The organism is Arsenicicoccus cauae, from assembly GCF_009707125.1.
GTDB classification, from domain to species: Bacteria; Actinomycetota; Actinomycetes; order Actinomycetales; family Dermatophilaceae; genus Arsenicicoccus; species Arsenicicoccus cauae.
Genome location: NZ_WLVL01000028.1, coordinates 117,237 through 130,115, shown reverse-complemented (window position 1 = coordinate 130,115; position 12,879 = coordinate 117,237). Strand labels below are relative to the sequence as shown.

At 72.0% G+C, this 12,879-nt stretch carries 9 protein-coding genes; 5 read left to right on the top strand and 4 right to left on the bottom strand.

Going from position 1 to position 12,879, the window contains the following annotated elements:
- Positions 1-27 precede the first annotated feature (27 nt).
- Genes GGG17_RS08160 through guaA form a run of 3 tightly spaced genes read left to right on the top strand, consistent with a single transcriptional unit; the run spans position 28 to position 2,712 of the window.
- The gene (locus GGG17_RS08160; RefSeq protein WP_311966526.1) at positions 28-825 is read left to right on the top strand and encodes an SURF1 family protein; all 798 of its coding nucleotides are present in this window, start codon (positions 28-30) and stop codon (positions 823-825) included.
- Complete coding sequence (locus GGG17_RS08155; protein ID WP_154593236.1) at positions 800-1,138, top strand: DUF3817 domain-containing protein; 339 nt, start codon at positions 800-802, stop codon at positions 1,136-1,138. Before GGG17_RS08160 ends, GGG17_RS08155 begins: the two co-directional genes overlap by 26 nt.
- Positions 1,135-2,712 carry a glutamine-hydrolyzing GMP synthase gene (guaA, locus tag GGG17_RS08150; protein ID WP_311966525.1) on the top strand — a complete coding sequence of 526 codons (1,578 nt, stop codon included), beginning with the start codon at positions 1,135-1,137 and terminating at the stop codon, positions 2,710-2,712. The genes GGG17_RS08155 and guaA overlap by 4 nt, the downstream gene beginning before the upstream one ends.
- 137 nt (positions 2,713-2,849) lie before the next feature.
- Here the strand turns inward: guaA and GGG17_RS17150 are convergent, their stop codons facing one another.
- The 3 genes from GGG17_RS17150 to hemG all read right to left on the bottom strand — a co-directional run bounded on the left by GGG17_RS17150 (position 2,850) and on the right by hemG (position 6,553).
- Positions 2,850-3,797, bottom strand: coding sequence for a serine hydrolase (locus GGG17_RS17150; protein WP_154593235.1), 948 nt, complete (start codon positions 3,795-3,797; stop codon positions 2,850-2,852).
- Between the two features lie 93 nt (positions 3,798-3,890).
- The gene (locus GGG17_RS08140; RefSeq protein WP_154593234.1) at positions 3,891-5,117 is read right to left on the bottom strand and encodes a TIGR04053 family radical SAM/SPASM domain-containing protein; all 1,227 of its coding nucleotides are present in this window, start codon (positions 5,115-5,117) and stop codon (positions 3,891-3,893) included.
- Positions 5,114-6,553 (bottom strand): protoporphyrinogen oxidase, encoded by a 1,440-nt coding sequence (gene hemG, locus GGG17_RS08135; RefSeq protein WP_154593233.1) that lies wholly within the window; start codon positions 6,551-6,553, stop codon positions 5,114-5,116. Before hemG ends, GGG17_RS08140 begins: the two co-directional genes overlap by 4 nt.
- A 98-nt stretch (positions 6,554-6,651) precedes the next feature.
- Between hemG and GGG17_RS08130 the strand changes: the two genes are divergently transcribed.
- A complete protein-coding gene (locus GGG17_RS08130; RefSeq protein ID WP_154593232.1) occupies positions 6,652-7,593 on the top strand; it encodes a phosphatase PAP2 family protein in 942 nt (313 codons plus the stop codon).
- Between the two features lie 114 nt (positions 7,594-7,707).
- Here GGG17_RS08130 and GGG17_RS08125 read toward each other — a convergent pair whose 3' ends face one another.
- Positions 7,708-10,449, bottom strand: coding sequence for a DUF8508 domain-containing protein (locus GGG17_RS08125; RefSeq protein ID WP_154593231.1), 2,742 nt, complete (start codon positions 10,447-10,449; stop codon positions 7,708-7,710).
- Between the two features lie 753 nt (positions 10,450-11,202).
- On the opposite strand from GGG17_RS08125, the gene GGG17_RS08120 reads away from it, so the two are divergent.
- Positions 11,203-12,494 (top strand): IS3 family transposase gene (locus tag GGG17_RS08120; RefSeq protein WP_154593230.1). Its coding sequence is split into 2 segments (ribosomal slippage): positions 11,203-11,476 and positions 11,476-12,494, totalling 1,293 coding nucleotides; the frame shifts between segments, so codons are not numbered across the junction.
- Positions 12,495-12,879 lie beyond the last annotated feature (385 nt).

Sequence of the window (12,879 nt, the reverse complement as noted above, 5' to 3'; positions counted from 1 at the left end):
CCCAGCCGGGTCGCCTAGGGTAGGACGGTGATCCGCACCGCGCTCAAGCCCCGCTGGCTGGGGCTGCTCGCTCTCGTGGTGCTCGTCGTCCTCGCGTTCACCCGCCTCGGGCTGTGGCAGCTCGACGTCTCCAAGGACCAGGGCGCCAAGAAGGCCCTGGCCGAGGCCCAGGCGCAGCCCGCCGCCCCGCTGCACGAGATCGTCCGGCCGCACGCGGCGTTCGAGGGCGTCATGTCCAACCGCCGCGTCGAGGTGACGGGCGCCTACGACCCGTCCGGCCAGTTCCTCGTGCCGCAGCGACTGCTCGGGGGGCGCACCGGCTACTGGGTCGTGACGCCGCTCGACGAGCAGGGGACGCGAGCCCGTGTGGCCGTCGTGCGGGGCTTCGTGGCCAGCCCGGCGGCGGCCCCGGCCGCGCCCCGCTCGACGGTGACGGTGACCGGGACCCTGGCGCCGGGCGAGTCGCCGTCCGACGCGGCCGTGCCCGCCGGCCAGCTCGGCTCCATCGACCTCGCGGTGCTGGTCAACCGGTGGCCGCAGGACCTCTACAACGCCTTCGTCCTGGCCGGGTCCGAACGCCCGGACCTCGCCGCAGGCACCGCCCTCGAGCGCATCCCCCCGCCCCAGCCGGAGTCCCAGCTCAACGTGCGCAACGTCGCCTACGCGCTGCAGTGGTGGGTCTTCGCGGCGTTCGCGGTCTACCTCTGGTGGCGGATGGTGCGTGACGACCACCGGTCCGGCATACGACCTGATCCCACCGACGACAACGACGACCCAGCCCCCGAGGAGAGACCGACCGATGACCACCCGGCCCCAGCCCTATGACAACCCGGAGACTGTCCGCAAGGCGCTCACGCCCTTCAAGGTCATGGCCTTCGTCGTCGGCGTCGGGCTGCTGCTGCTCGTGCTCGAGATGATCCTCAAGTACGGCTTCCAGAACGACGTGCTCGACTGGTGGGCCATGCCGCACGGCTTCCTCTACATGATCTACCTCGCGTGCACGGCCAACCTCGGGTTCGCCGCGCGGTGGCCGCTCGGCAAGATGGTCGGCGTCATGCTCGCCGGCGTGGTGCCCCTCCTGTCCTTCTGGGTCGAGCGCAAGGTGGCCCACGAGGTCGACGGTAGGCTGGCCGCGTGAGTGAGTCCCTCCAGGCCAAGCCGGTTCTCGTCGTCGACTTCGGCGCGCAGTACGCCCAGCTCATCGCCCGTCGGGTGCGTGAGGCCGATGCCTACTCCGAGGTCGTGCCGCACACCTGGTCCACCGAGCAGATGCTCGCCAAGCAGCCCTCGGCGATCATCCTGTCCGGTGGGCCCTCGAGCGTGTATGCCGACGGCGCCCCCCGCCTCGACCCGGCGCTGCTCGAGGCGGGGATCCCCGTGTTCGGGATGTGCTACGGCTTCCAGGCGATGGTGCAGGCGCTCGGCGGGACCGTGGCCCACACCGGCCTCGGCGAGTACGGCGCCACGCAGGCACAGGTGAGCGACACCACCTCGACGTTGTTCAACGGCCAGCCGGCCGACCAGTCGGTGTGGATGAGCCACGGCGACTCGGTGACCGAGGCCCCCGACGGCATGCGGGTGACGGCGGCGACGTCGGGCGCCCCCGTGGCGGCGTTCGAGGACGACGAGCGGCGGCTCTACGGCGTGCAGTGGCACCCGGAGGTGCTGCACTCGACCTTCGGTCAACGCGTGCTGGAGAACTTCCTGGTCAGGGGGGCTGGCATCGACACCGACTGGACCCCGGACAACGTGGCGGACGAGCTCGTCGCCGCGGTGCGCGAGCAGGTCGGCGAGGACCGCGTGCTCTGCGCCCTGTCGGGCGGGGTCGACTCGGCGGTCGCCGCGGCGATCGTGCAGAAGGCCGTCGGCGACCAGCTCACCTGCGTGCACGTCGACCACGGCCTGCTGCGCGAGGGCGAGCGGGAGCAGGTGGAGCGGGAGTTCGTCGAGGCGACCGGGGTGGACCTGATCGTCTACGACGCGCGGGAGCAGTTCCTGACCGCGCTGGCGGGCGTCACCGACCCCGAGACCAAGCGCAAGATCATCGGTCGCGAGTTCATCCGGGCGTTCGAGCAGGCGGCGCGTGACGTGGTCGAGGACCGCGGCGACGAGGAGCACCCCGTCAAGTGGCTGGTGCAGGGCACTCTCTATCCCGACGTCGTCGAGTCCGGCGGCGGCGAGGGCGCGGCCAACATCAAGTCCCACCACAACGTCGGCGGTCTGCCCGACGACCTGCAGTTCGCGCTCGTCGAGCCGCTGCGCACGCTGTTCAAGGACGAGGTGCGCCAGGTGGGCCTCGAGCTGGGCGTGCCCGAGGCCATCGTGTGGCGCCAGCCCTTCCCGGGGCCGGGGCTGGGCATCCGCATCATCGGAGAGGTGACGGCCGAGCGCCTGGAGATCCTGCGCCGCGCCGACGCCATCGCCCGCGAGGAGCTGTCCGAGGCCGGCCTCGACCGCGAGATCTGGCAGTGCCCCGTCGTGCTGCTCGCCGACGTGCGCTCGGTGGGTGTGCAGGGGGACGGCCGCACCTACGGCCACCCGATCGTGCTGCGACCCGTGTCCTCGGAGGACGCCATGACCGCCGACTGGTCGCGCGTGCCGTATGACGTCCTCGCCACGATCAGCAACCGCATCACCAACGAGGTGAGCGAGGTCAACCGGGTGGTGCTCGACATCACGAGCAAGCCGCCGGGCACCATCGAGTGGGAGTGACCCCGGGCGCGCACCCACCCCGGGCGTTGAGGGGCGACGAAATGGGGGTTGTTCGTGCTGGTCAACCGCCCATTTGCCTCCTCGCAACGAGAGTGAGGGCGAGGTGAGGTGAGGGCGCGGGTGGGCGGCGCCCCCGGTCAGCGGTCGAGAGCGGACGCGGCCATCTCGGAGAGGTGCTCGATCGTCTCGATCCCGTGCTGCTGGGTGCTGACCTCGCAGCTGACGGCGGCCATCAGCAGCTCGTGCCCGGCCGCGGTCTGCACGCGCCCGGCCGAGGTCACGACCCAGCCGTCGGAGCGGGGGAGCCAGCCGTTCTTGAGCTGGGCCTCCTCGTGCGGGTTGGCCGCCGAGATGCCCCAGTCCTGCTCCTCCGAGACGCGTCCGAGCAGGTCGAGCGCATAGTCCCGGCTGGCCTGGTTGAGCGGTCCGTCGGTGCGGACGAGGTTGCGCAGCAGGCGGACCTGGTCGGCGGCCGTGGTCGTGGTCAGGCCCCAGCGGTAGGCCGTGCCTGGCTCGGTCTCGGTCATCCCGAACCTCTTGTTGGCGGCCCGCACGCCCTCGTGCTGCCCGACGCGTCCCCACAGCGTGGTGGTGGCGTTGTTGTCGCTGTAGACGATCATCGAGGAGGTCAGTGCGCGGTCGGAGCCGCTCAGCTCCTGGCCTGCGTCCTGGCGCTGCAGCAGCAGGGTGAGCAGCACGTCGAGCTTGACCATGCTGGCCGTCTCGCACCGCTGACCCGGGTTGTGCTGCACCTGGCGGCCGTCGCTGAGGTCCACCGCGACGATGCCGACGTGGCCCTTGCGGCCCTTGAGGTAGGCACCCGCGGCCGCGTCGAAGCCCGCCTCGGTGACGCCCTCCGCCGCCGGGGTGGAGGTGGACGATGCAGCGGTGGTGGGCGACGCGCTGGTCGAGGACGGGCTACCGGCGGGCCGCTCGTCGTCGGTCGGGGCGATGACGGTGTGGGTGACGGCGGGGGCCGTGACCGTCACCGTCGAGGGGGTGGCAGCGCCGGACCCGCCGCACCCGCTCAGCCCGGCGGCGGCGAGCCCGAGGGCCAGGACGAAGGGGGGAGTTCGGTGCGGCACCCGCTCATTGTGGGTGAATCCTGAACCAGTCCCCTCATTGCGCCCGCGTGTCGTCGCCTGCGACCGGCGCCGAGACGAGTCGGGAGCGACGGCTCAGTGGGCGTGCGCGCGCATCCGGGCTGCCGCGGGCGCCTCGGAGAGCAGCGGCCCGTCGGGCGAGACCGACGCGGGCAGGTAGGCGCACGTGGGGTCGGAGGCGAGCGGGTCCCCGGTGACGGCATACGCGTGGGAGCGCGACCCGCCGCACACCTCGCGGAACTCGCACACCCCGCACTTGCCGACGAACTGCTGCGGGGTCCGCAGCGACCGCATGATCGGCGACTCGCGATAGATCTGCGGCAGGGGGGTCTCGCGGACGTTGCCGGCGCGGTGGGGGAGGAAGCCCGACGGGTAGACCCACCCCTGGTGGTCGATGAACACGAAGCCGCGACCGGAGTTGACGTCGATCGGTGGCCGGGCGGGGCGCTCGCGCACCTCGCGGTCGCCGAGCAACTCGGCCGTGGCGAGCGTGAGCTGGCGGTAGACCTCGCCCCGCGCCCCGAGGTCCGCGCCGTCCCGCTCGGCCGCGAGGCGCTGCAGCACGACGCGGCGGTAGTGCGGCGCCTCGGTGGTCTTGATGGCGATGAAGCGAGAGACGTCGACGAGCCAGTGCAGCACGTCCTCGACCTCGTCGGCCGTGAGGGTCTGCAGCTGCTGCCCGCGCCCGGTGGGGACGAGGAAGAACACGCTCCACAGCTTGGCGCCGAGGTCGAGGACCGTCGTGAGCAGCCGCGGCAGCTCCAGCACCGTCGAGCGGGTGACGGTCGAGTTGATCTGCAGCCGGAAGCCCGCATCGGTGACCATCCGCGCCGACTCCAGCGTCCGCTCGAAGGTGCCCTCGAAGCCGCGGAAGGCGTCATGCGTCGGAGCCTGCGCCCCGTCGAGCGAGAGGGACACCGCCTTGCCGCCGGCGTCGCGCAGCTCGGCCAGTCGCGCGGTGGTCAGGTTGGGGGTCGCCGAGGGCGACAGGGCCATGGACAGGCCGAGGGAGGTGCCGTATGCCGTGAGTTCGGCGAGGTCAGGGCGCTCGAAGGGGTCGCCGCCGGTGAGCACGACGAGGGGGTAGGGCTTGGGGAAGGACGCGATCTGCTCCAGCAGGGCACGGCCGTCGTCGAGGGTCAGCTCGAGGGGGTCGCGGCGGGTGATCGCGTCGGCGCGGCAGTGCAGGCACGCGAGCTGGCAGGCCCGGGTGACCTCCCAGATCGTGATGAAGGGCTTGTCCGCGACGTCGTGCCGCTGGTGGCGGACGGCCTTGGCGAGGTCGGGACCGGGGGAGCTCATCGCAGGGGCCTCTCGGTGAGGGTGGTGACCGCCTGCAGGGCGGAGGTGACGCAGCCGCTGATGCCCGCGCCGTCGTGGGAGGCGCCGGCGACGACGACGCCCGGCAGGTCACGGGCCAGGGCGGCGCGGGCCGTGGCCAGCCGCTGCTGGTGCCCGACGACGAGCTGGGGTGCCGTGTCGAGCCAGCGGTGCAGCCGCGTCTCGACGGGCTGCGCGTCCAGGCCGGTGAGCTCGCGCAGGTCGGCGAGCAGCAGCTCGATCAGCTCGGGGTCGGTGTGGTCGTCGACGATCGTCGAGCCGTCGCGGCCGGCGGACAGGCGCACGAGCGTGGTGTCGCCGCCGGACAGCTGGGGCCACTTGGCGGACAGGAAGGTCGCCGCCTTGAGGCGCAGCCCGAGCCGGCTCGGGATCATGATGCCGGTGCCGTCGGCGATGGGGCGGCACCGTCCCGCCTCGGCGGCGGGTAGCGCCACGAGCACCGAGGCCAGCGACGCGGACCGCACGCGGGCGAGCGGTGCGGCGGCGTCGGGGGAGGCGTCGGCCAGGACACGGGCGGCGACGGCGGCGTTGACCGCGAGGACCACGGCGTCGGCGTGGTGGTCCTCGCCGGAGGCGGTGGTCGCGGCATACGACCCCTGCTCGGTCCGGCGCAGGGAGGTGACGGGTGAGGCCAGGCGCACGTCGACGTCCACGCCGTCGAGGAGGTGATCGGTGAGGGCGGAGAGTCCTTGGGGCCAGGTCGCGAACATCGACGGCGCCACGCTCGGCCCGGCCTTGCGCGTGCGCACCGACAGGGTGAGCGAGCGTCCGTCTCGCGCGACCGCCGCGAGCATGGGCGACGCCGCCTGCAGCGACAGCTGGTCGATGTCGCCCGAGTGCAGCCCGCCGAGCATGGGGTCGACGAATGAGTCGGCGATCTCGTCGCCGAACCGCTCGCGCACGAAGCGCCCCACCGACATGTCACCCTCGACACGGTGGCGACGCGCGACGAGCGGCTCGAGGGCGGCGCGGGCCAGCCCGGGGGCCGAGACGATCCCGGAGCGGACCACGGGCATCAGCTGGGTCGGTCCGGTGGGGCCCACACCCTGCGGGAGGCGGCGCAGGCCCTTGCGGGTCGCGAGCCAGGTGGCGCCGGGGTTGGAGCGGATCATCGAGTCCTCGAGACCGAGCTCGCGCACGAGGGCCGTGACGGCGGGGGAGGCGAGGTGGACCGCCTCGGCCCCCAGCTCGCAGCGCCGCCCGGCGAAGTCCACGGTGCGGACCTGCCCCCCGATCCGGTCGCCGGCCTCGAGCACGGTGACCCTTGCCCCGGCCTGGGCCAGTCGGCGTGCGGCGAGCAGACCGGTCACCCCCGCGCCGACGACGACGGCGTGGGCGGGGACGGAGCCCTCGGGGACGGAGCCCTCGGGGACGGAGGGCGTGGGGGCGTCGGGCATGTAATCAACCCTAACGAGCGCGTCACTCGGGCGACGTGGCGGGGTGGCTTTTGTCCCGGCATACGTCGTGTTTTTTGGTGCCAAGGCAAGATGGTCGTATGTCGTCGACCGAGACCGCGCCCCCCGCGCCGCCCGTGGCCCAGCTGCACGGGCACGCGCGTCGCTGGGCGCTCGCCGTGGCCGCCGCCGGACTCCTCGTCCTGCTCGTCACCGTCGCGTGGAACGTCTACGCCCCCTGGGGGCAGCGGCTCGACACCCGGGCCTTCGGCTCGATCGCCATCACCGAGACCTTCCGCCACCAGCACCTCGGCACGGTCCTCGCGGCGGTCGAGGTGCGCGCCCTCGCCGCCGCGTTCGCCGTCTGCGTGGTGCTCGCGGCCTGGCGCCGCAGGTTCGACCTGGCCCTGGGCGCCCTCGTCGTAGTGGTCGGCGCCAACCTCATGGCCTACCTCACCCGCACCCACCTCGTGCACCGGCCCGACTACGGGCTCGACCACCTCGGCCCGCTCAACTCCTCGCCGAGCGGTCACGCCGTCGCGTCCTGCTCCATCGCCATCGCCATCGTGCTGGTGACGCCGATGACGATCCGCCTGTGGGTCACCTTCTTCGCCACGCTGTGGGCGAGCTGGGCCGCCCTCGGGGTCGTCGTCGTGCGGATGAACCGACCCGGTGACGTCGTCGCCGCGATCGCGCTCGTGGCGCTGTGGACGGGCGTCGGGGTCGGCGTCGCGGCCCTGGTCGCCGGTCGCCCCCAGCAGCGCCGGATGCTGCGGGACTACCGCACGCAGGTCCGCGGGCTCGGGTGGCAGCGGACCCGGGAGGCGCGCGTGTCCAACGCCCCCTACGGCCTGACCCTGCTGGTCCTGTCCGGGCTGTCGGCCGTCGTGGTGATGGGTGTGCTGCTCGTGTCGTGGGGGGTCGGCGTGCTGTCCAACCCCGTCGGCCTCGTCCTCGGCATCGGCTCGCTGCTGCTCATCGGCGGGCTCGTGGGTGGGCTCGTCGGCGCGACCTCGCGCGCCGTGGAGAAGTACCTGCGCTGAGGGTGCTCCTCCCTGGTGGGCCGGCTCCGAGGGGGACGACCGCCCTGTCCGTATGCCGCGCGCCCGGCCCCCTCGCGAGGGACCGGGCGCGCGGCATACGGCATGGTGGGCCGCTCAGCGAGCGGGTCCGTTCTTGGGCCGGACCGTCAGGGTCACGCTCGCGGGGTAGGTCTGGCGACCGGTCAGCGTCAGCGTGTGCGCGCCGACCGCCGTGCTGGTGGGCACGGTCCAGCGCAGCGTGCCGGCGCCGGTGGCGTCGACGGTGACCGTGCCGACGACCCGGTCGCCCCAGCGCACCGTGACGACGTCCCCGGGCTTCCAGCCGGCCAGGGTCAGGGTGACCTTCTGGCCGGGCTTGCGGACGGTCTCGTCCAGCGTGACCGTGCCGGGCTGGTAGAGGTGCAGCGCGGGGCGCACCCGGGCGACCTGCGGGTCATGGTCGGAGGTCTGCACCGCGAACTCGGCGTTGATGTGCGCGACCTGCACGGACGTCGAGTCCTTGAGGTTGGCCGAGACGAGGACGTGGTCGAGGGTCTGGCTGATCCCGTTGAAGATGTAGGAGTAGCGCTCGTTCTCGGGCAGCGTCCACATGGTGTCGTGCAGCAGCGCCCCGTCGGCCGTGAGCGTCCGCATCGGCGCCGAGAACTGGTAGTCGTTGAAGTCGCCGCCGAGCACGACGTTGGCCTGCGGGTCCACGGCCTTGACCTGCTCGACGAACGCCCGCAGCGACTGCGCCTGCTGGGTCCGCTGCACCTCCGAGGCGCGGTTGGGCGGCTGGAAGCGACCGTCGGCCGAGTCGTCACCCCCCTTGGAGTTGAAGTGGTTGGCCACGACGATAACCTTGCGACCGCGGTAGACGAACTCGCCGGCCAGCGGCTTGCGGGAGGCGTTCCACGCCGGGTTGGTCGGGTCCACGCGACCGGGGCTGGCCGACAGGGCCGGGGTGTCCTCGAGACCGGGGGTCGTGTCCTTGGTGACGGTCGTGGCGCTGGTGGCCGTCCCGCCGGTGCGCTCGACGAAAGTCACCCGCTCGGGGTTGTAGAGCAGGCCCACGCGGATGTTGCCGCCGGGCTGCCCGCCGTCGCGACCGTCCTCGGGGTCGATGACCGCGGCCTTGTATGCCGGACCGCCCGCCGCCCGGATCGCCGCGATCAGCTTGGCCTCGGTGGTGTCGGAGGAGGTGGTGCCGTCGTTGGTGGCACCGCTGTCGTCCTGGATCTCCTCCACCGTGATGACGTCGGGGGACCGCAGGTTGGTGACGACGGCCTGACCGAGCGCGGCGTACTTGGCGTCGGTGTCGGTGGGCTTGAGGTTCTCGACGTTGAAGGTCGCGACGGTGAGCTGGTCGTCGGCGGCGGGGGCCACGACGGTGCGCTGCAGGCCGTTGTCGGTGTGGGTGCCGAGACGGGTCGCGGCGATGGTGTAGCCGCCATACGTGGACCAGTCGACCGGGCCGGTCGTCGCGCCGGTGAGGACGTCGCCGACGTTGGCGGCGGGGACCTTGCCGTCGACCGGCATGACGAGCATGCGTCCCGTGGGGGTGCGGTCGTAGTCCGCGATGTAGGTGCCGCCGCGCGGGGTGCGCAGCTCGTCCGGCTTGGTCTGCACGTAGATCTCGCCGTACTGCGGCTGACCGGGGCCGACGACGCGGGCGTCGCCGACGGTGACGAGCTCCCCCTCGTGGGACTCGTACCACTCGATGGCGGAGCGCCGGGGGTCCAGGGTGAGGTCCTCGACGTTGCCGGTCGGGGGCTTCGGGGCGTAGGTGTCGGGCAGGTCCGCCGGCAGGGTGAGGGCCTGGGGGAGGGCGTTGCCCCTGGAGAGGACGTTGACGACCGGCTGGGTGATCTCGGTCATCGACAGGTTGGGGGTGGTGGCGACCGTCTCGCCGCTGGACAGGGGGTAGTAGTCGGTGACCTGCCCGCTGACGAGGACCGCGTCGCCCTCCTTGACGGTGATGGGCGCCGAGGCGGTGTAGACGAAGACGCCGGTGGAGGCGTTGGCCTTGGCCGGGTCCTTGGTGGGCTGCTGGATCCAGAATCCCTTGGTGCGGCCCGCGGCGCGCACGCCCGTGACGACGCCGGGGACGTTGGTGACCGCCTGGCCCTTGAGCGGGGAGATGAAGCCGGGGCCCTGGATGTCCTGGATGGTCGTGCTGCCCGGGGTCGGCGTCGGGGTGGGGGTGGGGGTCGGCGTGGGCGTCGGGTCGGTGGGGCCGGTGCCGACGGTGACCTCGGCGGGGGTCGGCGCGCCGGACGTGTAGTCCTTGCTGTTGTCCCAGCCGCTCGCCGGCGCGGGGAGCGCGCGCGAGATGGAGGTGGCGTTGGTCGTGGCGGGGGCGGCGGCCACGACGTAGTCCGTCGCCGAGCCCCAGCCGACGTAGTCCACGACGCCGGGGGCAGCGTCGCAGTCCGCTCCGCAGGCGAGGGCCGTGGCGGTGCTGACGAGGGCGATCCGGCCCGCGGTGCCGGACATCGCGATGGTGCCCTGGACGTCGGTGCGCGGCAGGGGGGCGGCGGCGGTGTTGGCACCCGGGGCCTCGGCCACCACATACGTGCTGCGCGCGGCGATGGTGCCGGTCAGGGCCGTGCGCTGCCAGGAGGTGCCGGTGGCGGAGGCGTACTGCACCGACCACCCGTCGAGGCTGACCGACTGGTCCGAGGAGTTGTAGAGCTCCACGAAGTCGTTGCGGTAGGGGGCGCCGGTGTTGCCGCCCCCGCCGAAGACCTCCGAGATCACGACGGGGCTGGCCTGGTCGACGGCCTGGGCCACGACCGGCCCGGCGGTGGCGGTGGCGGTGGCGGCGAGCAGGGCGACGGCGCTGATGCGGCTGACGGCGCGCAGGTGGATGCGCATGGTGGGTGCTCCTGGGCTGGGACGGGTGCGACGGCGGCGTCGCGGGGGAGTGATCGAACGGTAACCCCGTGTGACCTCCCCTAGGGGGATCGGCAGGTGATCAGGCGGTGACCGGCCGGTGAGCAGTCGGCGACGCTCGGCTGCGCGCGGCGCCCCATCGGTGGGGAGGTTCCGTGTCGCTATGGCAGCACCGAATCTCCCCATCGTCGGGGGACGTGGAAGTGCACCGACCGACGGCCATGCTCGTGCCGTGCTGGCAGGCCGGCTGGCCGGTTCAGCGACGAGACTGAGTGACGGGGTCCTCGGGCTCGTCGCCGAAGGGGGAGGCGTGACCCGCGTGCCTGCTCACATGGGTCGTCATGTGCCACACCACGACAAGCCGCGTGAGCGCTCGCCCGCGCGCTCCATCACGAAACGCACCCGGCCGCGTCGAGCGGCAACTCGCGGCTGGTGGCATCTACGCGCAGACAGTTGTTGCTCCGTTTGGGTGAATATCCCGACGTTAGGCGTGCCTTATCAGGAGGGTGCCAGGTTCACTTCGGGTAGGCCCCCGTTGTGGTGGTCTCCCGTGACTCTGGGTTGAGGGTTGTACGTCGGAGGGTTCCCATGTCGTTGTGGGGTCTGTCGTCTCGTCGGGTCGTGGTTGCTGCTGTGGTGGCGGTGGTGTCGTTGGTGGTGGCGGATGGGTCGGCGGTGGCGGTGAACCGTCCCAGGTTTGATGCCGCTCCTGTTTGAGTCCAGGAGGATGAGCACATGCCGAAGGTGATTGATCCCGAGCTGAAGGCTCGAGCGGTGCGTCTGGTGCTGGAGCACCGGGCGGAGTACCCGACGACGACGGCCGCGGTGCAGGCGGTGGCTAGGCAGGTCGGGGTAGGCAAGGAGAGCTTGCGCCGGTGGGTCGCGCAGGCCGATGTGGATGCCGGGACCCGTGAGGGGGTCACCACCAGCGAGCTGGAGGAGATCCGCCGGCTCAAGGCAGAGAACCGTCGCCTGCGTGAGGACGTAGCAATCCTGAAAGCGGCGACGTCTTTCTTCGTGGGGGAACTCGACCCCCGCAACCGATGATCATGGGTTTCATCGACACCATGCGCGCCGAGGGCCACGCGGTCGAGTCGGTCTGTCGGGTCCTGCGCGAGCAGGGCTGCCAGGTCGCCGCGAGGACATACCGCGCCTGGCGCACGGCGTCCCCGGCTGCCCGCACGGTCAGCGACGCCAGCGTGATCGACGTGGTCCGCGCCGCGGCGTGGGCCATCGACCACGCCGGTGTGCGCCGGTTGACCCCGGAGGGTCTCTACGGGCGGCGGAAGATGACTGCTCTGGTGCGCAGATCGGCCCCTGACGCCTCCCGCGGCAGCGTCGATCGGGCGATGAGAACCCTTGGCCTGCAGGGTGTTCGGCGCGGACGAGGTGTGCGGACCACGGTCCCGGCCAAGGACGGCCGGCGCGCTGGGGACCTGCTCGACCGGAACTTCACCGCAGAGGCCCCGAACCGCACCTGGGTCATGGATTTCACCTACGTGCGGACCTGGGCCGGGTTCGCGTACGTCGCGTTCATCCTCGACGTGTACGCCCAGAAGATCGTGGCCTGGAACGCCGCGAGCACCAAGACGGTCGAGCTGGTCGACGTCCCGCTCAGGATCGCGCTGTGGCAACGACACCGCGAGGGACGACCCGTGGTGCCCGGGGAACTGATCGGTCACGCGGACGCCGGCAGCCAGTACACCTCGATCGCGTTCACCGACCACCTCGCCGAGGAAGGGATCCAGCCCTCGATCGGGTCGGTCGCCGATGCCTACGACAACGCCCTGATGGAGTGCGTGATCGGCTTGTACAAGACCGAGTGCATCCGCACGAACGTCTTCCACGCCGGGCCCTACAAGACCCTCGCCGACGTCGAGTACGCCACTGCTGGCTGGGTCGACTGGTACAACAACCGACGACTGCACAGCAGCCTGGGCATGACGACCCCAGCCGAGTACGAGAGCGCCCACTACGCTGCCCTCAAGACCGAGCCGCAGCCCGTATGCGAGCGGCAGAGAACCTAGGGCGGTTCACGGTGCCTGAGGGTTCACCGGTGGGTGCTGCTGCGCCGGGGAAGTCTGCGGCGTCTCGGGTGGAGGTGGCGGGGGATGTGGTGTCGGCGCGGGTTGCTGCGCGGGCGCAGGGGGTTCGGGTGGAGGTGGCGTCGGAGCGGGATGAGTTCTCGCGGACGTGGGTGAATCCGGATGGGACGTTCACGACGACGGCGTCGGCGGGGCAGTCCAGCGTCAAAGATGCTGAGGGTAAGTGGGTGGATGTGGACTTGACCATGGCCGAGGGGCCGGGTGGGGTGGTGGCGCCGAAGCGTCCGGTGGTGGGGGTGCGGGTCGATGGTGCGGGGACGTCGGTGGATCATGGGGCGGGTCGTCAGGTGGTGCTGGGGTGGACGGG